This window comes from Paenibacillus sp. SEL1, assembly GCF_054602535.1.
Genome location: NZ_CM137723.1, coordinates 777,572 through 802,314, shown reverse-complemented (window position 1 = coordinate 802,314; position 24,743 = coordinate 777,572). Strand labels below are relative to the sequence as shown.

The following is a 24,743-nucleotide window of genomic DNA, read 5'->3' as shown; positions in this document are numbered from 1 at the left end:
TTGAACGCCACAATTCAATGAAACAACGACAGCAAAGGTGGGTTCCAAAACCATGAAAATATTGACCGTGCTCGGCACAAGACCGGAGATTATACGGCTCAGCCTGATCATTCCAAAGCTGGACCGCCATGCAGATGAACATGTGCTTGTGCATACGGGCCAAAATTACACCGAAAGCCTGAGCGGGCAGTTCTTTCGCGAGCTGGGACTGCGTGCCCCGGATTATGTACTTCAGGAGAAAGCGGGGACACTGGGCAAACAGTTGTCCGCCATGTACTCGCAGATGGAGGATATTTTAAACAAGGAACGCCCCGATCATGTGCTATTGCTCGGTGATACGAACAGCGCTTTATGTGCCTTACTTGCGGAACGTATGGGTTATCCGGTCGTGCATATGGAGGCGGGGAACCGCTGTTATGATCTGGATGTGCCGGAGGAGAAGAACCGGCGTGTCATTGATGCGATATCTACCATTAATATGCCTTATACGGAGCAAAGCAAGCAGCACCTACTACGCGAAGGCTTCCCAAGCCAACGAATTATACTGACTGGAAATCCGATCTACGAAGTGATGCAGCACTATAAGAAAGAGATATCGAGCAGTGGAATTTTGAAAAAGTTGGGACTGTCGCCGGGAGAATATTTCCTGGTCACTGCCCACAGAGCTGAAAATGTGGACCATCCACCGCATTTGCTGGCTATTTTAGATGGTCTTAACCGGGTAGCCCAGCAGTTCGGACAGCGGGTCATTTGCAGTATTCATCCCCGCACTGCCGCCCGAATCGCAAGCCATCCGCCGATCCAGCTTGATCCGCTAGTGGAATTTCACGAACCGTTCGGTTTTTTTGACTTCGTTCTGCTGGAGCGGCATGCCCGCTGCGCTTTGACGGACAGTGGTACCGTACAGGAAGAATGCTGTGTCATGGGGGTGCCGACGGTTACGATGCGCCGGACGACTGAACGGCCGGAAACGGTAGATTGCGGCAGCAATATCGTGTCTGGTCTTGATGGCGAGGTTATAGCAAACGCGGTAGCCATAATGACCGGGATGACCCATAAGTGGCAATGTCCCGCGGGCTATCTGGCGGAAGATGTGTCGGATAAGGTAGTTAAATTTCTGCTTGGAGGGAAACGGCATGTTTGAAAACCAACGTATCTTGGTTACCGGCGGTACCGGCTCCTGGGGGCATGAGCTGGTTACCCAGTTACTGCCGCGTAACCCCAAAGAGGTTATTATCTTTTCACGCGGAGAATCCAGTCAGGTTGCAATGAACAGGCAGTTTGAGGATGAACGGCTCAGCTTCTGTATTGGAGATATTCGGGATAAGGATGCGCTGACCACCGCTTGTCAAGGAGTGGACTATGTATTTCATTTGGCAGCGCTCAAACACGTTCCCGTCTGTGAAGATCAGCCCTACGAGGCACTCAAAACCAATGTCGTAGGCACCCAAAACGTGATCGAGGCCGCTGTTGCCAATCAGGTAAAGAAAGTCATTTATATATCGACTGACAAGGCAGCGAATCCGTCCAATTTTTACGGCATGACGAAGGCGATTGGAGAAAAACTGATGGTTTACGCCAATCTGCTGAATAGCGATACACGTTTCGTGACGGTGCGCGGCGGTAATGTTTTGGGCACCAACGGAAGCGTGGTGCATCTGTTCCAAAGTCAGATTCGTCAAAAGGGCAAGGTTTCGATCACAGATATGAACATGACCCGCTTCTTCCTGACCTTGCGTGATGCGATCAGTCTCCTGTTCAAAGCTTCGGTGGAAAGTGTCGGCGGGGAAATTTTTATCATGACCATGCCAACCTGCCGTATTTTGGACTTGGCTGAGGTGCTCATTGAGGATTCAGGTGTGGAAAACGTAGAAATTGTAGAAAAAGGTGTGCGTCCCGGCGAGAAAATTCATGAGATTTTGATGAGTGACTTTGAAAGCCTGACGACGGTAGTCTATGACGAACAATATTTGGTCATTCTCCCAACGCTGAATATTCCTCAATTAAAGGACCGCTATAATCAGTGCCCTCCCGTGTCATTCAGCAGCTTTAGTTCGGAGTTTAATTTGATGTCGAAAGAGGAGATTCGCAGCATTCTCCAAAGCGGGGGGTTCATCAAATGAAGCTGCTTATTTTGGGTGGTAACGGCATGGCGGGCCATGTTCTGGTTAAGTATTTCCAAAACCAGAGCGGGTATAACGTGTTCTACACCACCCGTGATCCCGAAAATAAAGGCGGTCTGCTGCTGGATGTAAAGGACAGCTTTATGGTGGAGCAACTGGTACGGAGTGTACGGCCAGACGTTATGATTAACGCGGTAGGCGTACTGAATCAGCATGCCGGGGAGGATCAGATTGCAGCATACCAAATCAATGGCTTGCTGCCACATCTTCTCCGGCGGATAGCGGACAGTATTGGTGCCCGATTGATTCATATCAGCACGGATTGCGTATTCGAAGGAAATCGGGTACCTGGTTTATATAAGGAGACGGATCAACCCGATGGGACAAGTGCCTATGCTTTGACGAAAATACTTGGAGAAGTAAAGGCCGCAGGGCATCTGACTATCCGTACCTCCATTATCGGGCCGGAAATTCGGCCGGGAGGCATTGGTCTGCTGCACTGGTTCTTGCAGCAGAGCGGAGACGTTAACGGGTATCGCCGAGTCTTTTGGAACGGGGTTACGACGTTGGAATTAGCGAAGGCGATACAGGTGCAGATGAATGAACCGCTGGACGGACTCATTCATCTGGTTCACCCTGAACCGATCAGCAAGCATGATTTGCTGCTGCTGTTCAAAGACATCTGGAAAAGGGAGGATATTCGGATCGTGCCGAAAGATGAGCCGGTGCAGGACCGGACGCTTCGTTCTACCCGGGCCGATCTGCTCTACGATGTTCCTCACTACAGCATCATGCTGAAGGAGCTGCTGGAATGGACGGAAGCACAGCGGAACAACGTCGGCCTGTCATAGTCATTACCGGAGCGGCGGGCTATACCGGGATGCATGCCTGCCGCCATTTTGCAAAGCTCGGTTGGGAGGTAGCGGCGCTGACTCGCACTGCCGCTTCCGTCCCAGAACTGATCTTACTGGCTCACGATGATGAAAATAACAGCCCAGAGGCGGAGACCCGTAGCTGTATTACGCCTTATGTGTGTGACTTGCTCGACAAGAATCGTCTAGGCGAAGTCATTAGACAGATTGCTCCGGATTACGTGCTTCACCTAGGTGGTAAAAATTCCGTCCCTGAATCTTGGCAAAGCCCCCTGCTATACATGGAATCCAATGTACTGTCCACTCTGTATCTGCTCGATGTACTGCGACCTTTCCCCAAAGCCAGAATTGTTGTGGCGGGTTCTCGGCTAAAGACGGCTTTGCAAGCACCGTATCATCCAACGCATCCATACAGCCTTAGCAAAAGCCTTCAAGAGGCAGTCGCGCTCTCGTGGGGCGCGCTGTTCGAACAATCCGTCATGCTGGCAGAGCCTTGCAACTTGATCGGTCCGGGTCCATCTACCGGATTTTGTGCATTACTCGCGGGGTATATCGTTCAGACGGAACGTCTGGAGGGGCAGTCCGTAACTGAAATTGCCCCGTTCCGGGTATCTTCCCGACATGCGCAACGTGATTTCCTCGACGTTCGTGATGCCGTTCGCGCATACGGTGTGCTATTGGAACAGGGTGTGTCAGGCCGAGTTTACTCGGTCTGCACAGGCCGCATTGTGGAACTGGGCAATATCGTAGAACGTATGGTTGGGCTGGCCAAAACATCTATTCCCATACAATGGGGGGATGTGGCAGAGTCAGCATCCACCGAGGCATACCGTGCGAAAGAGCTGGAGGACATGGGCTGGAAGCCGACCATACAGCTGGGGCAATCGCTGGAGGATATGATTCAATACCGCCGAGCTGGAAAGGAAGGAACGATATGAGACCGAAAGTAACGATCGTCATTCCCTTTTATAACTGTGCATATGTGGATCAGGCTTTGCAAAGTGCACTAGAGCAAACTTATGGGCCCCTCGAGATTATTGTCGTCGATGACGGGTCCACGGAACATGTTGATATGCTTCAGCCCTATCGTCCATATATACATTATTTGGGCAAATCCAACGGTGGAACAGCCAGCGCCCTGAATCATGGTATCCGACATGCCAGCGGGGAATATATTGCCTGGCTCAGCTCCGACGATACCTATCATAGGGACAAAATTAATAATCAGGTTTCTTTTATGGTGGAAAACGGTGCGTACATCTCCCATACCAATTTCAATTTCATCAATCAATACAGCCAAGTCACAAGTTACCAGGCAGCCGCCGTGTTTCCGTCTATGACGGAGTTTTACCGTTTTTTTCAGCAAGGAAATCCGGTGAATGGATGCACGGTTATGTTTAAAAAGGAGCTGTTTGCACATATCGGTTTGTTTGATGAACTGCTGCCGTACACACATGATCTGGATATGTGGTACCGAGTGATGCTGGCGGGATATCCATTTCCTTTTCTGAACGAGTCCTTGGTTAACTACCGCTGGCATGATGAAATGGGAACCAAAAAACATTGGCCCGCTGTGGAGCGGGAGTACAACATCACCCAAGCACGTTATCGAGATCGCTTCAGTCAGGTGTTGAGTGGTTTATCCTCATGAAGCCGAAAGTCTGTCAGGGGGGATTGATATGGTAGATACGGGGATTGTTATGCCACTGTACAAACAGGATATCGGCTATCTGCAAGCCGCGATCTCATCCGTACTAGCCCAGAGCTACAGGGCATTTCGCTTCATCATTGTTATTGACGGAGCGCCGGAAATGGTGGGACCAGCGCTCCACGCAGCAATGGGAGACCCGCGCGTTCAGTTGGTTACGCTCCCTCAGAACAAAGGAGTATCCCATGCCCTTAACTGGGGATTCGATGAGTTGTTTAAAGATCCAGCGATCAAGTATGTGACCTGGGTATCCAGCGACAATGTTTATAATTCTTCCTTTATTGAACGATTGCGGCAGGAGCTGGAGCAGGGGCCGGACTCACTCGGCCTTGTGTTCTCTACCTTCCGCCAGGTTGATGCATATGGGAACCCGTTGTATGACGAGCAGCATCAACAAGCTTTGATCCGGTACCAAGGCCAGCCGCATCATGAACTGCTGAATGCCAGCATTGTCGGGGTTTCATTTATGTACAAAAGCAAATATGCCCGCCAGATTGGCGGCTATCGGCTGCAACCAGTTGAGGATTATGATTACTGGCTGCGGCTGACCGAGACGTGCAGCATGAAATTCATCCCGGAGATCCTGATGGATTACCGGGTGAATTCCACATTTAGTGTATCGGCTGGTTTGCACAGCCAGAAGGAGCACCGACGCTGGCGGCGCGCATTCCAAATCGCCAAGTATGAGGCAAGAGCACGCCGGGGCATCCCACTTGAAATGACCATTTTAATGCCTGTCACGGATATGGCTCAAGCTGAATCATTGCTGGATAATCTGCTGGAGCAGCACTACAGCAATTGTGTGGTACGGTTGCTGGATTTAACGCCAGAACAGGGAGCCAGCGCTTTCCTGTCGATGATGCTCGATCCTCGGTTAATCGTAACGCCACGTCAGCATTATTCGGTCCAAGAGGCACTGGTTCAGGCTATTGGTGAAACAACGACCCGCTTTGTAGTATGCTTCGGTGTCAAACCATATATTGCTGTGACGGATTTGCTGTATCTTACGGATTTGTTGCGCCCATTACAGGATACACATGCCTTTTCCTACTACACAGATGACCACTCAACCATCGGCAGCGGCCGAGGGGTTCAGTCTGTACCACCGGAATGGAATTACGTGTATTACACCCACAGATTGCATCAAGCACTGGAACAGGGCAGCTTTTAAATAACAGGAGACAGCGCCGGGATTGTGGTCAGCTCTGACTGAAGAACACGGTGTTCCTGTACAACATTACCAAACTGATCCAGTCCAAAGTTGGAGAGCACAACATTCGCTGGAGCAGCGGAGACCACGTTGTATTGTACCTCATAGGCAAGAACCCCTTGTATAAAGAAGGTACGTCGGGCAATGGAGTTTGCAGGTAAGTTAACCGATGTCACATACAGTGGTGTCTTGGTATCCGGTACAAGCGAGAAAAAAATTTGGATGGTCACGGTTGCCGCGTTCACAGTATCCTCGTTGACCAAATTTACAACGACATTGGAGCAGGCAGTACCAAAATCTCTAGTGTTGGTCATATATCCGGTTGTAAAAGCCAATCGAATCATCCTCTCAAAAAACAGAATATTGGAAAACCCCTGAAGGGATGCTTCTATACTATGAATCTATTGAAAAGAAAGCTTGTATGGTTGTCTGTAGGCTGTGCTGAAAAAAGTACATTTTGATAGAAATAGCATGTCCATTTATATAATGAAGGGAATGCTCGCGATGCCTTTGAATTTTCAGGTGACACCCAGCGGGTTGCCCAAATTTGAGCCCAGTGTCGCCGTTAATTTGTTGAATCCGAATATTGTTGTGGCTGTCGCTGTTGACTTTAGCAGCGGGCCCCCGTTGATTGGACTGTATCGTTCCTTGGACGCCGGGGCGAACTGGACTGATACTTTACTGCCAATTCCACCGGGATATACAGGAGCCGAGGCAGGAATGGTAGCCTATCTGTTCCCGAATATTTTCATCATATCCGCACATGTGTTTCCGGGAAATGAGAACGGGGCTGTCGTGATCTATCGCTCTACGGACGATGGAGCCACCTTTGATCCTCCAGTGGTCATTAATCCGGGCTATGGAGATTACATTAATAATGACTGGACCAATATCACGACGGATAACGCCGGGGCAAGTCCCTATCTGGGGCATGTCTATGTTACGTATAACCGTCAATATAATGTGGATTTTAATGCTCGTTCTGCGGCGTTCTACCAGCGTTCCATCGATGGAGGACTAACTTGGGATCGACCGTTATTGCTTTCGAATATCCAATCTTCTACAGAACGACCTGAACCTGCGGTTGACAAATATGGCAGTGTCTATGTCAGTTGGATTCGTACGGGGCCACAAACACCGGCTTTTTTTATTCGGAGATCCTTTGATGGAGGGGCAACTTTCAGCGGGGATATTCTCGTATCCAATATAACGCTGGTGCCCAATCCTTTGCCCGTCCCCGGTTATGACTTTCGGATATTGAATTTCCCCAGCTTGGCCGCAGACTGCTCGGGTGTGCCATCCACAACAAATACGCTATATGCCGTTTGGCAGGACTTTGGTCAGGGATACAGCAATATTTTGTTGTCCAAATCAAGCGATTTCGGCGGTACCTGGAGTGCTCCGATCATCGTGACGGACAGCCCGCCAGGCTCGCAAAATTTCTTTCCTGCGATTTCGGTGTCGCCTAAGACGGGTCTGGTCGTTGTCGTGTACTATACCAATCGCTTGGACGGCTTTAATCTGGATGTGTTCGCCGCCCAATCGTTAGATGGAGGCAACACCTTTACGAACAGTCGTCTCACGACGACCTCCTTTAATCCGAATGTCGGTGGAGGCGAATCAGAGCTGATCGGCGACTATATTGATGTCGCCATCGTACCGCCGAATAGTTACATTTCCGTCTGGACGGATACGCGTACAGGCAGCCTGACGATTTTTGCCGGTGTACCGGGAGGTGAAGCCTGATGCCGAACGTACAGCTCACGCCTAACGGAAGGCTGGCGCAGGAACCGAGTGTAGCTTTCAACCTGCTCGACGGTACCATTGTGTCTGCGGCGACTGATTTTACGACAGGGCCGCCGTTGACGGCGGTATACCGTTCAGGTAACGGCGGTGTCTCTTTCACCCAGCAGATTTTACCGCTACCAGCCGGCTATGTAGGGGCGGAATCCCATAGCGTCAGCTACGGTTTTCCCAACTTGTTTGTCATAGCCTGTCATGTATTTACCTCGGATGGGTTGAGCGGTACCATCGCTACCTATGTATCCAGAGATAACGGTAATACATTTGATCCACCCGTGATTGCCCAGCGAGGGTATGGGACATTTGTCAACAATGTTGAGGTCAGCGTGAAATTTGATACTTCTCAGGTCAGCTCCTATACCGGAAACATCTATTTATGTTATACGCATCAATACAATCCTAACTTTTTCGGCGGGTCTGTCATGTTTTTCCAGCGCTCACGGGATAGAGGGATCACGTGGGATACACCCGTGGTGCTCACCCCTGGCTCCAATCAGATTACGCGTGGGGAAATCACCGTGAGCATTACAGGGGTGATTTATGTCGGGTACATTGTGACGAATCCGGTTAACCAATATCAGGTCATTGTGTCCTTCAATGGGGGGACAGCATTCAGTTCTTCGCTGCCTGTGTCTTCTGTTGTCCCGGTTCCGAGTCCGTTGCCCGTGGCCGGCTTTGGCTTCAATGTGCTGCCGATGGCCAGCATTGCGGTGGATCGCTCTACTAGCCCGAATCAGGGAACACTTTATGCGGTCTGGCAGGATAATCGGGCAGGATATGCGGATGTACTGCTCGCCCGGTCGGTGGATGGTGGATTAAGCTGGACTGCACCGCAATCGGTGACAGGAGCCAGTGCCGGGGCACAGCATTTTTTCCCGGCTATTGATGTTTCGCCTGTGACCGGCGTGATTAAGATCGTATATTATACCAATCAAATAACGACCTCTTTATTAGACGTATTTGTGGCCGAATCAACGAACGGAGGGAATACATTTACGAACCTCAGAATAACAGACAGCTCCTTTAATCCTAACGGGATTAGTCCGGTTCCCGTCGTTACGATCGGTAATTTTATTGATGTAACGATCGTGCCGAATAATGGATTTTTTGCGGTCTGGACAGATGCGTTATCGGGTTTCCAGCAAATTTACGGAAGTAACGGAATGTAGCTCAGCGTACGAGACAGAGGAGGTGAGGCTGTTTTGAAAATTTTGTTGGCTACGTACTGGCCGATTCCTCATTTGGGTGGCGTATGGCCCTTTATGCTGCAAATTAAACGGAGACTGGAGCTACTGGGTCACACGGTAGACTTGATGGGGAACGGACCGGATACACCTAAATACCATATTGTTTTTGAAGATAGGGAGCTACTGAAGGATCAACTGCTGCCCCTGTTGCATACGAAGCTGAATGAATCGGCTGTCCCTGTATTACATCTGGATTCATGGGTGCAGACGGTGGAAAAGGATCGATACTGTATGGAACTGGCAGCGGCGTATTTCGGGGTTGAGCAGTATGATGTTATTCACACGCAAGATGTTATTGCAACGCGTGCTCTAAGTCGGGTCAAACGTAAGGACAGTGCATTGGTAGCGAATATTCATGGCTCGCTGGCTCGTGAAGTCATGATGGCTCTGGAGCGGGATCATGAGGAGGGTTACCGTGAGACGCTGATGTGGAAATATTATTGGGCGCTGGAGCACTATGGCGCTCTATCCGCGGATATTACCATTACGTCTACAGAATGGATGAAACAGACGCTCGTGCGTGAGTTCGAAGTGCCTGAGCAGCAGATTGCTACTTTCCAATACGGATTGGATACCGAGCACTTCTGGGAAGTCCACGCCCGGGGAACGGACGTCGTACGACCTGAGGGGAAAAAAGTTATAATTTGTCCTTCACGGCTAGTCTATATCAAAGGGCTGCATTATTTAATAAGCGCTCTTGGCCTACTGAAAGCAAGTCGTACGGATTGGGTTTGCTGGATTGTCGGGGAGGGAGATAAAAGGGAAGAGCTTCAAACACAGGCGAAGGAGCTAGGGCTGGAGGAAGATGTGGTTTTTTTGGGGCATCGTGAAGATGTACCTGCTCTTTTACAACTGGCGGATCTTTTTGTTCATCCGAGCATACAGGACAATCAGCCGTTTTCGGTCATGGAGGCGCAGATTTTGGGGCTTCCGGCAGTGGTATCGGATGCGGGTGGACTGCCGGAAATGGTGAAGCATGAACACACCGGACTGGTCTCCCCGGTTGGCGATGTGGAGGCACTGGCAGCTCATTTGCAGCATTTGCTGGCTCAGGATGAAGTGCGGATAGCTATGGGAAAACGTGCCAAAGCATGGGGGACCGCGCATTGGTCTCTGGATGTTATGATTGAGCGGCTCGTGAATATTTATGGGCAAGCGCTGAATCAAGTACGTTGAATACGTTGATTCTTATAGTTAGGAGGGAGAGCATGACTTTTCCTGTCGTTGGAGACTTGTACAACCGTATTTTTGAAATCCAGCAGTCGCACCCAGATCTGAAGGTCGATTACGCAATATGGAACCGAATTAACACCTCATTGCCGGAAGATTATAAGCTGCCAGACGCTGACATTTTGGAACGTCTGAGACAATCCGCACCATGAGGGCACAGACCATATAAAAAGGCAGGTCGGGCTTAAAACTCCCACCTGCCTTTAGTTTATTTCAGCTCATTTCCATCCAGTTTTCGTCAATCTTCATAAACGGAGCCTCGAATTATGAGCGGCCCTGTAACAACAGCACGGCGGTCAGCTGATTGTACGGTCAAGCAGTATACATAAGGCTCTGCCTGTTTTCCCGTTTCCTCATAGCTTAACTCGGCAAATCCCTCCTGATAACAGGAATCCTGCAACCAATCCAGCATAGGTCCCCGCTCATCATTGCGACGCAATCGAATGTCTAGCTCCCCGATATCCCAGTTGAGCAGCGGATTTTCCCATGCCAAAGAGACTTCAATGACAATATGTCCTTCAGATTCACTTGCAGGAATGATTAATGTAGAGAGCACGCTCTCCTGCTCGGTGACCTGAAAAGGCAGTGCATATGTGCCTGGCTCAGCTTTATTTTGAACTGAATATTTCAACATACCTTCTTCCTCCTCTGCCCGTTCATTAGGGCGTCACGGTAAAATGACTGGCTGTACGTTTAGCGACAATGTTCCCGTTTTCCAAAAATTCAGCCAGGATAAACAGCGTTTCCGGGTTGTAAATACTCGTCACCACTCGCAGGTAAAAAGGATTTTGGGCGGTCTCCATATCCTTGAGTTCTAGCACGGAGCCAGCTTCAGGAGAAGGGCTCAATCGAAGGAGCTGCCGTCGGAAAACACCAATGTCATTTCCCATTTCCAGCAACACATCGACGGCTCTCTTTTCGCGATTGAAAAAGGTCACATGGCAGCTTTCTATATGGGCGCTGTGGTAAGCGAGATGATGATCGACGGTTAAAAGAAACACGGACATATGATGATGCCTCCTTGAATTCCGTTAGGTTATCAGCCTTAATATGATATGAAAAATAACCGAGATTGGACTGGATAGTTGTACGCCTCTTTGACAAAAAGCGCATTGGTGTCCAACCCTTTTCACCGTGCTGTGCATGTAATGTAGAGTGGAACATGCTACGGCCTGAAGTCCCTTTTCGACTACAGAAGAAGGGTCGCTGAGGGAAGGGGCGTATTAAAAAGGAGGCACGGCTATGAGACTCGCACAGCTGGCAGGGGAATATGAAGCGGTCTTCAGTCTGGGACAAAACTGTACACCTGCCATTCAATTGGAAAAGAACTGTTTGCGGCCGTTTGCCGGGGTACTGGATTGGATGATGTCTGACACGCTGTCCGATGTGAACCGCTTGCTAGAAAATCGGTTTGCCGGATTTATGGATTTGCCCAATTTAAGTGTCGTTGGTACGAGCCAACTGAATTATATGGTCAGAGATATCGCTTATAATGTGATCTCGGTGCATGATTTTCCGCAGGAACGCAATACGTCCTCAGATCTGGTGACCTATCCCGAGTTCAGGGAAAAGATAGACCGTCGTATCGAACGTTTTTTTGCAAAAACACAGATGGCGAAGCGCAGCTTGTTCGTCCGTATGCTGGGAACCTATGAAGAAGTAGAGGAACTGGAACGTATTTTGTCAGGCATGGTAGCGAATGAATTTCGTTTGTTGGTGGTGAATTGTTCCGGTGTAACGGAGTTGACGGAGGTGGATTGGCAGCTTCCACATGTATGCGCGGTGGAAATGCCTTTTGCCGATGTATGGAATTACAAAAGTGATCCGCACTGGCGTACCCTTTTTAAAGAGATGACCTTGTCTTCGGAAAGGGGAGGGCGTCGTGCTTGAGCGGTTGCAGGGGGATTATGATGCTGCATTCAGTCTGGGTGGACATTGCTTGCCTTCCATTCAGCTGGATAAAAACGGACTGCGTCCCTATGCGGGTCCGCTGGACTGGATGATTTCCGGTAACTTGTCACAGGTCAGTCGCTTGCTGGACGCCCGTTTTGCCGGTTTTATGGATGTTGATAGTCTGCGTGTCACGGGGCACGATTACGGCGAGCATAACTTCATGGTCGAGGATGCAAACTATGGGATTACAGCGGCACACCATTTTCCGGTTAGCGAGAATACATCGGAGCAGCTGACTTCCTACCCTGCATTCAAAACGACGCTTGATCGCCGCACCGCACGTCTACTGGATCAATTCACGCTTGCGTCCCGTCTGCTACTGGTTCGTCTCGGGGGCAGTCGGGAGCAAGCGGTGGAACTACATGATGTGTTATTGCAGAGGATTACACACGATTTTCGCTTGTTATACGTGGATTATACAGGGACTGATGGTGTGACGGAGCTGGATTGGGGATTGGAGCGGCTGGTTTCAGTGGAGCTGCCGCCTGAGGATATATGGAACGGTCAGGATGAGATGTGGCGTTATATGCTGGAAAATGTCAGGCTGCATCTCTGAGGTGCTGAGATTCCAGAGACACATTATAGATTGTCTTCGGACTGTGCTTGTGCCTGCGCCAAGCTATAGGGAGTCGCATAACATGATGCGAAGGGAAGTCATATGCTTCGGTTCAAAAGGAGGGTGAGCTAGTGAAGGCTTTGGTCACCGGGGGAGCCGGATTTATTGGTTCTCAGCTGGTACGTGCGCTTGCTGATTCGGGCATCAGAGTGCATGTGCTGGATAATCTGACGACCGGGAATATCGCAAATGTGGACCCGCGCGCAGTCATGCATATTGCGGATATTCGCAGCTCTGAAGCTAGGACGCTGCTGATTCGGGAAAGCCCGGATATTGTGTTTCACTTGGCCGCACAGGCGGATGTACAGCAATCCATCCATCAACCCGATGAGGACGCGGATGTGAACGTGCTGGGGACGATTCATTTGTTGCAGGCTTGTCATGAAGCCGGTGTGTCAAAATTTATATTTGCGTCCACGTCCGGTGTATATGGAGAGCTACAAAAGCAATGTATACAGGAAGACGATCCTGTGGAGCCGATTTCAGGCTACGGACTGTCCAAGCTGACCGCAGAATCGTATATTCGACTTTTTTATCGGCTGTACGGGTTGAACTACACGATTTTGCGTTATGGAAATGTGTATGGTCCCGGTCAGGCTGTGAAGGGAGAGGGTGGTGTAGTCGCTCTCTTTATGGAGCGGCTGAAAAAAGGGAGCCCCTTGCTCATTCACGGCGATGGGACACAAACCCGCGACTTTGTGTACGTCAAGGATGTCGTTCGAGCGAATATGGCGGCTATTCATGCAGCGGATCAACGCACAGTACATGTAAGTACGGGACGGACGACGTCCATCAATCGACTGGCCTACGATTTACTAAAGCTGCACGGTTCGTCTGTCCGCCCTGTATATTCACCGGCGCGAGCGGGAGACATTCACCATAGCTGTCTTAGTAACGCAGTCGCCAGACATTGGCTTCGTTGGGAACCGCTATACGGCATTTCTGCCGGTTTACAGGAAACGTATGTGAGCAGTATGGGCTCAGGCAAAGAAGGTATGTCTTGATATAAATCGCGCGGATATCAAAAAAGAGACTGAGGAAATACTCAGCCTCTTTTTCATTTGAATAGCAATTAGATGTTCTCGCCAGCCAGCTTCAAGGCTTGATCCAGGACTGCTGCACCGTTTCCTCTACCATAAGCCAACGTGTCAATGACATCTACAGGAATGCTATAGGGAGAAGCAATTTCGGTTACTGCCTTTTTACGCATCCGTACTTGAGGTCCGAGCAAAATAGCAATCACAGAATCTGTAATGCCTTCCAGCTCTTCCTTAATGGTGCTTTCGGGGATGGCTTCGATGTTCAGCTCTATGGATCTTGCTGCTGCTTCTTTTTTCATTTTAGAAACCAAAATAGATGTGGACATACCCGCAGCACATGCCAGAATAATTTTTTTCATCGTTGAGCGCCTCCAGAAATTCATTTTTAACTATTTATACTCTTCACCCAGATCAGCAACAAACGAGCGTTCCTTGATAACAGCTTGATACCAGTAGCCGGATTTCTTCAAATGCCGACTTCGATCATTGTCTAGGTTAATTTCCACCAGTCCGTAGCGATTTTTAAAAGCATTCATGGGAGAAACGTTGTCTGTAAAGGCCCACAGCATATAACCTGTACAGTTGGAGCCTGCTTCTACAGCTTGTAACGTGTAGTATAAATGCTCAGTTATAAAGTCAATACGATAGTCGTCCTGAATGATGTGTTCCTCATTTTTGAAGGCAACCTCATTCTCAATGCCCATACCATTTTCTGCGACAAACCACTCGATATTGTGATATTCGTTCTTGATACGCATTCCCATATCGTAAATGATTTTCGGATAAATCTCCCAGCCCCGTGACTTGTTCATTCTTTTACCCGGAAGATCAAAATGCTCATAGTAGTAAGAGGGGTGGAAGGGGGTGTTTTCATTCCACGCTTTACTCTGCGCTTTGACCCGGTGGGGATAATAGAGATTGATTCCGACGTAGTCAACGGTATTTTTCTTAATCACGGTCAGCTCTTCCGTTGTAGCTTCAAATGCAATATCATGCTTGCCCATGAGATCGAACAATTCTTGTGGGTATTCGCCTTTAATAAGCGGGTCCAGAAATACTCGATTGTAAAATAAATCATACACATGCGCCGCGTATTGGTCATGAGGGGCGCTTGATCGGGCATACGTGACTTCGGGATTCAGAATAACGCCTATTTTAGCCCCGTGCTGACTATAGTTATTTGCTTTGAAAAGCTGTACACACTTCGCGGTAGCCAGCGTTTTATTATAGTTCCATTGCATCCACTTCCGCGTATTTTGTTCATAGGGATAGCGGAGGGCATCTAGATAGACACGCGTTTGTACAACAATGGGCTCATTAAACGTAAACCAGTGCTTGACCCGATCCCCGTACCGTTCAAACACTTTTTCCGCATATTTTACAAACAGTTCCACTACATGCTTGGAGGACCAGCCCTCATATTTATCCATCAAATAAGCGGGTACCTCATAGTGCTCCAGACAAATCATCGGCTCGACTCCGCTTGCAATCAGCTCATCAATGACTCGGCCCATATAATCCGCATACGCTTCATCCACCACTACATTCTCATAATCCGTTAAGAAGCGGGACCAATTAATAGAAGTACGATAATGGGTTAAGCCAATCTGCTTCATCAGCGCAATATCTTCGGTATAGCGATTATAAAAGTCGGTTGCAACCGCGGGTCCATATCCATTGTGCCAGACATAGCGGTCATTTTTGTACCATTGGTCTAGGTATGAGTCCTGACCTTCTTTTTTACCGCTCCATCCCTCTGTCTGCCAAGCGGAAGCCGCTGCACCCATGATGAAATTCGACGGAATTTGTATCGTATGTTTAGCCATGACATGTTTCTCCTTTTCATTGTATAAAGAATGCGTTTTCAATTAATTGATGTATTTCTATAGTAACGCATTATTCAGCCGTTCGCTTGTTGGCAATTTTGACGAACGGGAAATAAATGATAATCGCTACCACAATACAAATAATCTGAGTTACGACGGCGCCAATGCTTCCACCTGTAGACAGGTAGGCATTAATAATAGGCGGAGTAGTCCATGGAACCATGACGACGGCTTTACCTGCAAATCCAAGCAACGTCGAGAAGTAACCAATCGTTCCTGTGATGAGCGGAGTAATAATGAAAGGGATAGCCATCAATGGATTCAACATAATCGGAAGTCCAAAAATGACAGGCTCATTAATATTAAACAGACCCGGACCCAACGAAAGCTTTGTTATTTCCTTCATATCTTCACGCTTGGAAGCGATCATAATACAAATCAAGAGGGCCAGTGTAATCCCTGAACCACCGATACTCATGTATACGTCCCAGAAAGGCATCGTAATAATGTTCGGAATGGGCAGTCCTTGCTCATAAGCAGTCATGTTGACGGTAATCGCGCCAAGCAGCAGGGGTTCACGAATGGGCTTTACCATTTGGTTCCCGTGAATACCGATCACCCAGAAGATTTGCGCAACCAGCATCAGCACCAGTATACCTGGCAGTCCCTGTACTACGGTCTCCAGAGGTTTTTGCACCACATTATAGACGGCATCGTACAGGTAGAGACCTGTAAACTTACGAAAGAAAAATCCGAGCATTGAGAAGACTGTCACCGTTATGATGGTTGGTATCAATGCAGAAAAAGAAACGGCCACATTGCTGGGAACACTTTCAGGCATTTTGATTTTTAGCTTATCGGACTTGCCCAACTTACTGTACAGCTCAACAGATAGGATGCTTATGAAAATACCTAAAAACAAGCTCTTGGTATCCGTAAATTGACGGGCTAAGACGTCTGTTACTTTTTGGATGTCACCGTTAACCATCAACTCTATCGTGGTTGGTGTCACAGAGATAAAACAGATTAAAGCAAGCAAACCGGGGAAGAGATTTTTCTCACCGTTAATTTTTCCTAGCTCCAGACCAATCATGAAAATAGCCAGAATGGTAAGGATATTCAAGCTGGCATAGTTAATGCCCGAGAAAATCGGTTTGTACTCAGCCAGGAATGAGAACGGCTTAAAATGCGCAAGGCCATTGACCGGGTCCATGACCATATTAGAAATCAATACAGCAAAGGCACCGACAATAATAACAGGCATCAATGTGATAAAAGCTGATTTGATCGCTATAATATATTTAAAATTATTGATTGCATTTGCTACCGATGTGAGGCCATCGACCAGTTTGTCTTTGAATGCCATGGGATAGCGTCCCTCCCTCTACGATTTCGGTACGAATTGATCAATGCGTTCATACAGGTCTACAAACTCTGAGGCCATATCGCGAATGGTGATGGCATTCATCAGATGATCTTGAGCATGTACCATCATGACGGACATCTCTGTTTTTTCACCCGCTGCTTCCTTGCGGATAATTCTGGTTTGAATTTTGTGGGAAGACACCAGTTCTTTTTTTGCTGTAGCTAATTCATCTTTGGCTTCCTGAAATTTCCCCGCCTTTGCAAGCTCAATCGCCTCCATGGCCGAGCTGCGTGCATTCCCTGCGTATAATATAATTTGGAATACAATCTCTGTATCATCCATGTCCTCCATGTTCACGGCGTGCTCTGTAGATTCATCATTATTCACGTGATCCTCTCTCCTTTCAATCATCCTCGTCGTATGGCTATTATAATTTGGAATCGCTTTCAACATAACGCACATTATTTCCTCTTCTTAACGGAAATAAATTGTTCTTCATACTCCTCATGTTCAACAATTTTTATGCAACACTTCTATGAATTCTGTATATGATTTGCAGCGAATAAGCTGCTGGACGAGCTGTTCATTATTTAAAATTTCAAGCAAGATATGATACATAGTCTGTAAATCTTCTGATTTGGTGCGCTGTATACAGAGCATACAAATAAACTGTACCGGCTTGCCATCCCAATCGATTGCTTTTTGTAATGTACAGATGGCCCAAAACGTAGAATCTGCGAAAGGTTCCATCGGATGCGGGATCGCGACCAAGTTGCCAAATGAAGTGGGGGAAACGGCTTCACGCTCTATTACAGATTGCAGCAGGGGGCCTTTTACAAGATCTGCTTCGTGTATTTTTTCGGCTATAAATTCAAGCACTTGGAGTTTGTTCTCAAACTTCTGTTGAAGAAAGACCAATTTTTTTCGTACATACTGCACAGCAGGAAGTCTGGCCTCAGAAATGGCTTGCTCAATTTTAGTAATATCGGAATTGCCCAAAAATGTATTCACATGGATCATGGGGATAGAAAGCGGTTCTGAAATGGGGATCGTGCTAATGACAAAGTCCAGTGTATCCAACGGCATTTGTTTCAGCTTATAAAATTCAGTGGTTCCTACGATATCCAACCTGGAACCGAAGACCGATTGAAGCTTATAATACAGCAGCTTAGCGCTGCCGAGTCCAGAAGCACATACGATCATACATCTTTTGGGCGCGTCCTCCATTTTCTTTCTTTCCATCGCGACTCCGATATGAATGGCTAAATACCCAATTTCATTTTCCTCGATGTGTATATGAAGCCGCTGCTTGATGACTTCCGCAGCAATGATACCTGCTTCAAAGGCAAGCGGGTAATTGGCTTTGATTTCATCCAGCATAGGATTACGCAAATTCATTCCGTATTGATAACGGTTGATCACCGGTTTGAGGTGAAGGCAAAATGCAATTAGCAATTCTTGATCGTTATGAATGTTCATCTTCAACTGCTGATCAATTTGGTCTAGTATTTCGATAGTCAGTTCGTAGATATCTTTATCAATGATCTTTTTAATCTCCACCTCATCCATACGGGCACTAACGACGGTCCTTACACCCAACAGGTGAACAGCAATGTACGCAACTTCAACAAGTGGAAAGGAGTGCTTCATGATTTGTTCCAAGGCGGATACGATCTCAGTCGCCACCCTAAACTCTTTCTGCGCTTCGATTTTTTTCATCTCTTGCGGATAATACGACACATACCTTTCTTCGCGAATACGCTTACATGCTATAGCAATATGAATGACCAGATTGTTCAGGGCAATGTCTGACAACTGAATATCATGGATTTCAATACGATCCAGAATCACTTCTCTTATGAATTCCATATCTTCGTTAGAAATCAGAAGAGGGGGTGACACCTGCTGCTCGCCTATTTCATCTAACCTGTTAAATATATAGTCGGAAATGCAATAACGCAGTTTGGCCTCATTACCTTTGACTCGAATACCATGATAGGGTCTATTCTCCAGAGATAGTCCGTAAGTTGCCAGTAACTTGCGCAGTTCTTTGAGGTCATTCTGTAAAGTAGATCGACTAACATACAGGATCTCGGCTAAATCATCAAGTTTGACATATGCATTGGTAAGCAACAGCTTTTTCATTAAAAAACGGTTTCTAGCTTCAGAAGAACTCGCTAATGGATAGGGCACATGATGATCATAATCCTTTAATTGCTTCAGTAGATGATGAAATGCTTGTTCGTCCCGAACCTCTAACTTGTATCCTGTTCCTTTAAGGGGCTTAACTGCTGCTCCATGCTTTGACAACAACGCACCCAATTCCTTTAAATCCGTTCGTATCGTTCGAGAAGATACCTTCAATGCATTTGCCAAGTGTTCTCCTTTGACCATCTGTTCTGCAACCAGTATACGAAGAATATCAAAAATACGCACAACGAGCCCCCTTTCTTAGCTGTTCTGATGAACAGTATACAACGGTTAGAGCGTAACCAAAAGAAGGATTAACAGCAGCGTGAATGCTAGATGACCTTGACACACTAGCAGATTCGGGGATATAGTGGATACAATAAGTCTTTGATTGAGGTGTAGTTATGAAATTTACAAAAGCAACGAATTATGCTCTGCACACTATGCTCATGCTCGTTACTGATTCGTCGGTGAAGCCGGTAGGTGTTCAGCAACTAGCCGAATCCCAAAATGTTTCACCAACTTATCTTTCGAAAATTTTGACAAGGCTTGTGAAGGCTGGGATGATCGAATCGGTTTCTGGAGCCAATGGAGGCTATCGACTTTCTCGTCATAAAGAGGACATTACCTTTTTGGATATTATCCATGCCATTGAAGGAACCAATTCTTTGTTTGAATGTGATTTTGTCCACGGCTCCGAGTGCCTGATTCAAGCTGTAATGAGGGAAGCAGAGGAGAAAATGGAACGACATCTTAAAAATACGAAATTGTCCGATTTGGCGCAAAAGCAAACGCAAGTTTCAAAGTAAGCGACTTTATATAGAAAGAGGGTGGTTGCCAGTTATGTAAAGCTTTTTTTTTGTTTTATTGCAGACATAAAGAGTCTTTAATATCTCTTAAAAGGAGTTGGGTGTTATGCTGTACGATTGCGCTATTATTGGCGGAGGGCCCGCCGGATTGAATGCAGCCCTCGTGCTTGGCAGGGCCAGAAGAAGTGTGGCTTTGATTGATAATAATCGGCCCAGAAATGCGGTTACGCATGCGTCGCACGGTTTTATTACGAGAGACGGCGTAACGCCGGCCGAGTTCCGCCGTGTAGCTTATGAGGAAGTGTTGCGTTATCCGTCTGTCCATCATCTGCAAACCGAGGTTGTTTCGATTACAAAAAACGAATCTGGATTTGAGGTACTTGATTCGTCAGGCCATCGCGTTCAAGCGCGGAAATTGATATTGGCGACGGGCGTAAAGGAGATATTCCCCGAGATTGAAGGTTTTTATCCGTTATACGGGAAAAGTTTATTTAATTGCCCTTATTGCGACGGCTGGGAGTTGCGGGATCAACCGCTTGTCCTCGTCTCTGAATCGGCGGTTATATTTCATACAGCCAAACTACTCCTTAACTGGAGTAAGGATTTGATCGTCTGTACGAACGGTCAGACATCCCTGTCGGACGAGCAAAAAAAACGACTCTTTTCTAAAGGAATCATCGTAATGGAGCAACCTGTTGCGGCGTTCATCGGTCACAATGGAAAGCTTGAGCATGTGCGCTTTACGGATGGCACTCAAGTCCCGAGGGTCGGCGGCTTTGTGTCTCCCCAGTTTGTACAAAGTGCACCGTTTGGAGAACGTTTGGGCTGTGAAAGAACGGAGTCGGGCGGGATCAAGACGGATGAAGCGGGGAGAACCTCCATACCTGGTGTATATGCTGCCGGGGATTCATCGTACTTCATGCCTTCCCAGTTGATTTTTGCCGCGGCCGACGGCAGTCGAACCGCTGCGAGTGTAAATATGGATTTGACAGAGGAAGATTTCAACGAATGACGATAAATTGAAAATGTCCAATAAGGAGTCCGATAATAGAAAAGGCCGCCAACACGGCGGCTTTATTCTAAAATCATAGAGACAGCAAGTAATAACAAACCAATGATCATAGGTTATTCTGAGGCTATACAAGATTTTCTTTCAATAACCTCCGTATTCACAAGAACCTGGGTATGATGCCCCTGATGATTGTTAAGCCTCTCCATAAGCAAGTTTACAGCAGTTCGGGCCAAAATATCCTTTTTCACATGAATGGTTGTGAGTTCCGGGCTAATGACCTTGGCTTCATGAATATTATCAAATCCCATGACGGAAATTTGCTCAGGCACTCGAATATTCATTTCTTGAAACGTTTTAATGGCACTGATCGCCATATAATCATTTTCACAAAATAGGGCCGAAGGTAGCTCATTCAGTTCATGAATAGCTGTTTTAAATGCGTCCTGTGACATCACAAGCATGGGATGCATATCAAATGTAAGCCCATTTTCTATGGAAAGATTGTGCTCCTCTAAAGCCGCCATAAACCCTTCCTTTCGTTTTGTAAAGTTAAGAATCCTCGTACTGGATTGTACGTATCCTATCTTTCTGTGTCCTGACTGAATTAAATATTGGCCTGCCTGATACCCACCAAGATAGTTGTTAATAGATACGAAACTGGCATCGACGTGTTCAAAGCAAGTATCCAGAATCACAATATTGGAATGAATGGATTGTATGGAATGAATAATCTCAGAAGTTAAATTGGTACCAAGCAGAAGTATGCCTGAAGAAGGCTGATCTTTTTCCAAAGCAGATAATTCTTCTTCGAGGCTATGGCTATCAAAAGACGAAAAAATCAAGGTGTTTCCATGTTCTCTGACCTGATTGGTAATATGATGAATTAACTCGTTGAAAAATGGAAGTGAATCATAATGCTCTGTTACGATGTCTGTATTTTTACAGGCCACAAAGCGTATCACATGATGATTTTTAATAACTTCCTTGCTTGTCTTCATGGTGCGTGGTTTATATCCATGCTCTTGGGCTATTTTTAGAATTTGCTCCTTGGTTTCTTCACTGACTCCGGGTTTGTTATTAAAAGCAAGAGAGACAGCAGATTTTGAAACACCTGCAAGCCTTGCAATATCATCAATTTTCAATGTGGAACCCCCTATTGAACTAAACTACATAAATTATATCATTACTATGCAAGAAAGTTTAGCTTATAAACTAAACTAAACTAAATAACTAAAAATAAAAAAAGTTGACCATTTATGATTTATAGTGTTAATATTCAGGTGTAAAGCGCTTTAATTTAGTTTATTTTGCGAAATAATCATATAAATTTAGTTATTTATTTAGTTTTGTTTAGGGGGTATTGTGAATGCAGCAAGAGAGGAATGGTGATTCATTTGAGTTTAAACATGGCTGAAAGTCAAAGAAGTTTTACAAAAGAGGAAAAACCTTTTTTTTATTTGGCAGATACGGTTTGGAGTGTATTTACCAACGCGACGTTAGAGGAGTGGAGCGATTATCTTGACTATCGGAAGATGCAAGGTTTCAATGTGTTGCAAATCAACATGCTCCGACAATGGGATGCAAGTGAATCGGATCTGAATCTACAGCCATTTGCATTACTGGAAAATGGGGATTTCGACTACCATACATTAAATGAAGCTTATTTTGACCGGGCAGAAATCATGTTGAAAATGGCTGAAGAGCGTGGGTTTGTTCCGGCCCTGGTTCTATTGTGGTGTAACTATGTGCCGGATACATGGGCTGAAATGTTCCAAAAGGGTAATAAAATGCCGTTTGAATGCGTTGAACCCTATGTAACGTACGTCGTAAACCGTTTTTCTCCATTTGATCCTATTTTTCTGATCAGCGGGGATAGTGATTTTCCGACCGAACGTGCCAATTCCTATTATTTAAAAGCACTGGAAATTGTACAACAATTAAGCCCTGCAAGCTTAACTACGCTGCATATTCAAGGAAGATTGAGAGAAATTCCTCCAGCCTTTGAGAAACACCAGGGTCTTGGATTTTATATGTATCAATCAGGACATAATTCCGAGTTTCAGCATGTGGGTCATGAGATTGCTCAACATTTCTACCATAAACCGAATATACGGCCTGTCATTAATGGAGAGCCATGTTATGAACAAATTAGTTATAGCCGCAATGTGTATGGCAGATACACAGCACTGGATGCCAGAAAAGTAGCATGGCAAAGCCTCCTTGCAGGCGGGGGTGCGGGCATTACCTACGGAGCACATGGCATTTGGAGCTGGCACAAAAAAGGAAAGAAATTCGGCATTGTAGAGGGGGAAGGATTCGATAGTCCCTATGATTGGAGAACAGCATTGCGATTTGAGGGAGCATGGGATTATTCCTTTATTAAATATTTGTTTGAAATGTATAACCTGATTGGCGTAAAGCCGTTGGATATTGTTTTAAACAAGACAGAGGAAATCAGAGCTGCGGGGAACGAGAATACCATTGTCTTGTATGTCCCGGTTAACACGAAGGTACGGCTAAGTATCAACGTGCAGGATTACAAGTTTACAACGATTGATTTAGCCGGGAAGCGGTTTGCCCAAACCGACGTGTCCGTCGAAAAGGATCAATCGGTGCTAGACATGCACAGCTTTGAAAGTGATGTTGTCATTATCGGAACGAAATAAAAACAGAGAAGAATGTGGATGGAGTGAAGCAACATGTGGAAAATCGGCGTCATTGGAACGGGATATTGGTCGGAAAAACATATAAAAGCATGGCAGTTTATCTCGGATGTAGAAATCCAAGGATTTTGTGATCGAAATAAAGGCTTACTTTTTGAAAAAGCAGCTCAATTCCATATCCCTACTGAATATTGCTATACCAGTCTGGAGGAAATGCTAAGCGAAGCGGATATTGATGTCGTGGACATCATTACACCTCCTGAGACACATCTGGAACTGGTTCGACTGGCGGCCGCAGCCGGAAAACATATGATGTGTCAAAAACCTTTTGCACGTTCTGTGGAGGAAGCTGAGCAAATTGTAGGTATTGCTGAAGCAGCAGGAGTCAGACTTATGGTGACCGAAAATTGGCGTTGGCTTGAGCCTTTTCAAATTATAAAAAAATTGCTGGCAGAGCATATCGTTGGGAATATGAATGTTATACGTTATACGCATACCGATTTTTATTCGCCGAGGTTTGCTCCGGAAAAAGAGCTGCCGCAGCCATTTTTCAGAGATATGCCCAAGCTCTTGTTTTATGAAATGGGAGTTCATTGGCTGGATACTTGGCGTTTCTTATTCGGTGAACCTCAGCGTTTGTATGCGGAGACCAAGCGAGTCAGCCCATACACACAGGGAGAAGACACAGGCATTATCATGTTAGGTTATGAACATTATTTCGGTCTTATGGACATGAGCTGGGCGACTCGTAGGGAACTGAATGGGCAGCTTCCAGAGCAGGTCCTTCCCGATCATAAAGAACAGCTGGTGATTGAAGGCGATGAGGCCACCCTAAAACTGTATAACACAGGTAAATTATCTCTCATTAATAATCAGGGAGTCGAAAAGGTATTGGTTGACAAGACTGAATTAAACTATGAGGAAAGCCATAAAAAGCTACAGGCTCATTTTATAGATTGTCTCAACACGGGAAAAGAATTTCAAACGAGTGGTCACGACAATATCAAGACCCTTCAGCTTGTATTCGACACCTATGACAGCGCAGAAAATCATAAAGTTCATGTGTATTAAGAGG

At 46.5% G+C, this 24,743-nt stretch carries 26 protein-coding genes; 17 read left to right on the top strand and 9 right to left on the bottom strand.

Going from position 1 to position 24,743, the window contains the following annotated elements:
* Positions 1-52 precede the first annotated feature (52 nt).
* Genes wecB through ACYCSE_RS03630 form a run of 6 tightly spaced genes read left to right on the top strand, consistent with a single transcriptional unit; the run spans position 53 to position 5,874 of the window.
* Positions 53-1,144, top strand: coding sequence for a non-hydrolyzing UDP-N-acetylglucosamine 2-epimerase (wecB, locus tag ACYCSE_RS03655; RefSeq protein ID WP_165179119.1), 1,092 nt, complete (start codon positions 53-55; stop codon positions 1,142-1,144).
* Positions 1,137-2,123, top strand: coding sequence for a polysaccharide biosynthesis protein (locus ACYCSE_RS03650; RefSeq protein WP_061830071.1), 987 nt, complete (start codon positions 1,137-1,139; stop codon positions 2,121-2,123). Before wecB ends, ACYCSE_RS03650 begins: the two co-directional genes overlap by 8 nt.
* Complete coding sequence (locus ACYCSE_RS03645) at positions 2,120-2,974, top strand: dTDP-4-dehydrorhamnose reductase family protein (protein ID WP_165179120.1); 855 nt, start codon at positions 2,120-2,122, stop codon at positions 2,972-2,974. The genes ACYCSE_RS03650 and ACYCSE_RS03645 overlap by 4 nt, the downstream gene beginning before the upstream one ends.
* Positions 2,935-3,933 carry an NAD-dependent epimerase/dehydratase family protein gene (locus ACYCSE_RS03640; RefSeq protein ID WP_459701444.1) on the top strand — a complete coding sequence of 333 codons (999 nt, stop codon included), beginning with the start codon at positions 2,935-2,937 and terminating at the stop codon, positions 3,931-3,933. Before ACYCSE_RS03645 ends, ACYCSE_RS03640 begins: the two co-directional genes overlap by 40 nt.
* Positions 3,930-4,646, top strand: a complete 717-nt coding sequence (locus ACYCSE_RS03635; RefSeq protein WP_061830068.1) for a glycosyltransferase — start codon at positions 3,930-3,932, stop codon at positions 4,644-4,646. Before ACYCSE_RS03640 ends, ACYCSE_RS03635 begins: the two co-directional genes overlap by 4 nt.
* A gap of 28 nt (positions 4,647-4,674) precedes the next feature.
* Positions 4,675-5,874 (top strand): glycosyltransferase, encoded by a 1,200-nt coding sequence (locus ACYCSE_RS03630; protein WP_459701441.1) that lies wholly within the window; start codon positions 4,675-4,677, stop codon positions 5,872-5,874.
* On the opposite strand, the gene ACYCSE_RS03625 is transcribed toward ACYCSE_RS03630, so the two are convergent.
* Positions 5,871-6,257, bottom strand: a complete 387-nt coding sequence (locus tag ACYCSE_RS03625) for a hypothetical protein (RefSeq protein ID WP_452567451.1) — start codon at positions 6,255-6,257, stop codon at positions 5,871-5,873. The two genes, ACYCSE_RS03630 and ACYCSE_RS03625, sit on opposite strands and share 4 nt — an antisense overlap.
* 160 nt (positions 6,258-6,417) lie before the next feature.
* Here ACYCSE_RS03625 and ACYCSE_RS03620 point away from each other — a divergent pair, with 160 nt between their 5' ends.
* The 4 genes from ACYCSE_RS03620 to ACYCSE_RS03605 are packed head-to-tail and all read left to right on the top strand — an operon-like array spanning position 6,418 to position 10,345.
* Positions 6,418-7,659, top strand: a complete 1,242-nt coding sequence (locus ACYCSE_RS03620; protein ID WP_459701438.1) for a sialidase family protein — start codon at positions 6,418-6,420, stop codon at positions 7,657-7,659.
* Positions 7,659-8,885: a sialidase family protein gene (locus ACYCSE_RS03615; RefSeq protein WP_322173089.1), complete on the top strand. Its 1,227-nt coding sequence runs from the start codon at positions 7,659-7,661 to the stop codon at positions 8,883-8,885. The genes ACYCSE_RS03620 and ACYCSE_RS03615 overlap by 1 nt, the downstream gene beginning before the upstream one ends.
* Positions 8,886-8,918: 33 nt before the next feature.
* Entirely contained in the window at positions 8,919-10,139 is a 1,221-nt protein-coding gene (locus ACYCSE_RS03610) for a glycosyltransferase family 4 protein (protein ID WP_069290293.1), read from the top strand.
* Positions 10,140-10,171: 32 nt separating this feature from the next.
* Complete coding sequence (locus ACYCSE_RS03605; RefSeq protein ID WP_180984648.1) at positions 10,172-10,345, top strand: hypothetical protein; 174 nt, start codon at positions 10,172-10,174, stop codon at positions 10,343-10,345.
* Between the two features lie 86 nt (positions 10,346-10,431).
* Here ACYCSE_RS03605 and ACYCSE_RS03600 read toward each other — a convergent pair whose 3' ends face one another.
* Together ACYCSE_RS03600 and ACYCSE_RS03595 are read right to left on the bottom strand one after the other, a co-directional pair.
* Positions 10,432-10,827: a hypothetical protein gene (locus ACYCSE_RS03600; protein WP_250260506.1), complete on the bottom strand. Its 396-nt coding sequence runs from the start codon at positions 10,825-10,827 to the stop codon at positions 10,432-10,434.
* 25 nt (positions 10,828-10,852) lie between these two features.
* On the bottom strand, positions 10,853-11,200 hold the full coding sequence (locus tag ACYCSE_RS03595) for a hypothetical protein (RefSeq protein ID WP_322173087.1): 348 nt from the start codon (positions 11,198-11,200) through the stop codon (positions 10,853-10,855).
* A 235-nt stretch (positions 11,201-11,435) separates the two neighbouring features.
* On the opposite strand from ACYCSE_RS03595, the gene ACYCSE_RS03590 reads away from it, so the two are divergent.
* The 3 genes from ACYCSE_RS03590 (at position 11,436) to ACYCSE_RS03580 (ending at position 13,766) form a co-directional block, all read left to right on the top strand.
* On the top strand, positions 11,436-12,083 hold the full coding sequence (locus tag ACYCSE_RS03590; protein ID WP_459701433.1) for a DUF1796 family putative cysteine peptidase: 648 nt from the start codon (positions 11,436-11,438) through the stop codon (positions 12,081-12,083).
* Positions 12,076-12,702, top strand: a complete 627-nt coding sequence (locus ACYCSE_RS03585) for a DUF1796 family putative cysteine peptidase (protein WP_061830061.1) — start codon at positions 12,076-12,078, stop codon at positions 12,700-12,702. Before ACYCSE_RS03590 ends, ACYCSE_RS03585 begins: the two co-directional genes overlap by 8 nt.
* A 131-nt stretch (positions 12,703-12,833) precedes the next feature.
* Complete coding sequence (locus ACYCSE_RS03580; protein ID WP_459701431.1) at positions 12,834-13,766, top strand: NAD-dependent epimerase/dehydratase family protein; 933 nt, start codon at positions 12,834-12,836, stop codon at positions 13,764-13,766.
* 68 nt (positions 13,767-13,834) lie between these two features.
* Here the strand turns inward: ACYCSE_RS03580 and ACYCSE_RS03575 are convergent, their stop codons facing one another.
* From ACYCSE_RS03575 to ACYCSE_RS03555, 5 genes are all read right to left on the bottom strand, one after another.
* The gene (locus ACYCSE_RS03575; protein ID WP_459701429.1) at positions 13,835-14,161 is read right to left on the bottom strand and encodes a PTS sugar transporter subunit IIB; all 327 of its coding nucleotides are present in this window, start codon (positions 14,159-14,161) and stop codon (positions 13,835-13,837) included.
* A gap of 30 nt (positions 14,162-14,191) precedes the next feature.
* The gene (locus ACYCSE_RS03570; protein WP_459701427.1) at positions 14,192-15,628 is read right to left on the bottom strand and encodes a glycoside hydrolase family 1 protein; all 1,437 of its coding nucleotides are present in this window, start codon (positions 15,626-15,628) and stop codon (positions 14,192-14,194) included.
* Between the two features lie 70 nt (positions 15,629-15,698).
* Positions 15,699-16,994 carry a PTS sugar transporter subunit IIC gene (locus ACYCSE_RS03565; RefSeq protein WP_459701425.1) on the bottom strand — a complete coding sequence of 432 codons (1,296 nt, stop codon included), beginning with the start codon at positions 16,992-16,994 and terminating at the stop codon, positions 15,699-15,701.
* 18 nt (positions 16,995-17,012) lie between these two features.
* Positions 17,013-17,336 (bottom strand): PTS lactose/cellobiose transporter subunit IIA, encoded by a 324-nt coding sequence (locus tag ACYCSE_RS03560; protein WP_043882570.1) that lies wholly within the window; start codon positions 17,334-17,336, stop codon positions 17,013-17,015.
* Between the two features lie 168 nt (positions 17,337-17,504).
* A complete protein-coding gene (locus ACYCSE_RS03555) occupies positions 17,505-19,430 on the bottom strand; it encodes a BglG family transcription antiterminator (RefSeq protein ID WP_459701423.1) in 1,926 nt (641 codons plus the stop codon).
* Positions 19,431-19,588: 158 nt separating this feature from the next.
* Between ACYCSE_RS03555 and ACYCSE_RS03550 the strand changes: the two genes are divergently transcribed.
* Positions 19,589-19,993, top strand: a complete 405-nt coding sequence (locus tag ACYCSE_RS03550; RefSeq protein ID WP_061830056.1) for an Rrf2 family transcriptional regulator — start codon at positions 19,589-19,591, stop codon at positions 19,991-19,993.
* A 106-nt stretch (positions 19,994-20,099) separates the two neighbouring features.
* Positions 20,100-21,005: an NAD(P)/FAD-dependent oxidoreductase gene (locus tag ACYCSE_RS03545; RefSeq protein ID WP_459701421.1), complete on the top strand. Its 906-nt coding sequence runs from the start codon at positions 20,100-20,102 to the stop codon at positions 21,003-21,005.
* A gap of 113 nt (positions 21,006-21,118) precedes the next feature.
* Here ACYCSE_RS03545 and ACYCSE_RS03540 read toward each other — a convergent pair whose 3' ends face one another.
* Positions 21,119-22,147 (bottom strand): LacI family DNA-binding transcriptional regulator, encoded by a 1,029-nt coding sequence (locus ACYCSE_RS03540; protein WP_459701419.1) that lies wholly within the window; start codon positions 22,145-22,147, stop codon positions 21,119-21,121.
* Between the two features lie 243 nt (positions 22,148-22,390).
* On the opposite strand from ACYCSE_RS03540, the gene ACYCSE_RS03535 reads away from it, so the two are divergent.
* Both ACYCSE_RS03535 and ACYCSE_RS03530 read left to right on the top strand, forming a co-directional pair.
* Entirely contained in the window at positions 22,391-23,671 is a 1,281-nt protein-coding gene (locus ACYCSE_RS03535) for an apiosidase-like domain-containing protein (protein WP_459702472.1), read from the top strand.
* A 33-nt stretch (positions 23,672-23,704) separates the two neighbouring features.
* Positions 23,705-24,739, top strand: a complete 1,035-nt coding sequence (locus tag ACYCSE_RS03530; RefSeq protein WP_459701417.1) for a Gfo/Idh/MocA family protein — start codon at positions 23,705-23,707, stop codon at positions 24,737-24,739.
* Positions 24,740-24,743: the final 4 nt, after the last annotated feature.